This window comes from Streptomyces triticirhizae, from assembly GCF_003696235.1.
In the GTDB taxonomy this organism is placed as follows: domain Bacteria; phylum Actinomycetota; class Actinomycetes; order Streptomycetales; family Streptomycetaceae; genus Streptomyces; species Streptomyces triticirhizae.
On sequence record NZ_RFFJ01000408.1, the window covers coordinates 1 to 994 of the forward strand.

Annotated in this window: 1 protein-coding gene; it reads right to left on the reverse strand. The window is 79.7% G+C overall.

Annotated features, from left to right (window positions below):
* Positions 1-994 (reverse strand): ATP-dependent DNA helicase (locus tag EBN88_RS29995; protein WP_147472931.1); only part of this gene is annotated, 994 nt, incomplete at both ends.

Genomic DNA, 994 nt, shown 5'->3' on the forward strand with positions numbered 1-994 from the left:
CCGGCTGCTCCTGGAGGAGCGCGCGCAGGCGCGTCGTGCGCTCGCCGGCCGGCGGGGCCGTGACGGCCCGGGCCAGCGCCGGCCCGCAGCCCTGCACCACCGACAGGTGCCGCTCGGCGCGGCCGAAGGCCGCGTACACCCAGCGCCGGTCGAGCGCGCCCGCCGCGTCCCCGGGGAGCACCGCCACCACGGCGGGCCAGCGCATCCCCGCCGCCTGGTGGGCGGTGATCGCCCACCCGTGCCTGAGCGTCTCGGCCACCCGCTCCCTGGGCACCACGAACCGGCCGTCCTCGTCCGCCACCCACAGGCCCCGTTCGTCCGCCTCGACCACCCGCACCAGCCGCAGCCGGCCGGGCGCGGGGGAGTAGGCCGCCCGGTCGCCCGGGTCGAAGCCGCCGAACGTGCCGGGGCCCGCGTTGAGCCGGTCCTTGAGCGCCGCGTTGAGCGCGCGGGTGCCGGCCGGGCCGCCGTGCCCGGGGACGATCACCTGGACCCGCTCGGCGCCGACCTCGAAGGCGCGGGGAATGGACTCGACGACCAGCTGGACCGTGCGGTGCACCGCCTCCCCCGGCTCGGCGACCGGAACGATCACCACCTCACGGTTCGGCGCCTCGACGGCGAGCAGCTCGCCCACGCCGATCCCCGAGACCAACTCGCCCACCGGGCCCGGGTCCGGCGTGCGGGAGACGACCCTGGGGAAGCGGCCGGCGGCCAGCACGTCGGCCAGCACCTGGCCCGGCCCGGCCGAGCCCAGCAGCAGCGGGTCCCCGCTGAGCACCAGCCTGGCCCCGTCCGGCAGCGACTCCACCAGCGCGGCGGCCGGCTCGGCCGCCAGCTGCGCGGCGTCCAGCACCACCAGCAGGTCCAGCGGGAGGTGCCCCTCCGGATCCCGCTCCGGGCCCTCCGCGCCGGCCAGCAGCCCGGCCACCGTCACCGCCGCCACCGGCGCCTCGGCGCCCAGCGCCGCCGCCAACCGCCGCCGCCCGTCCGGCTG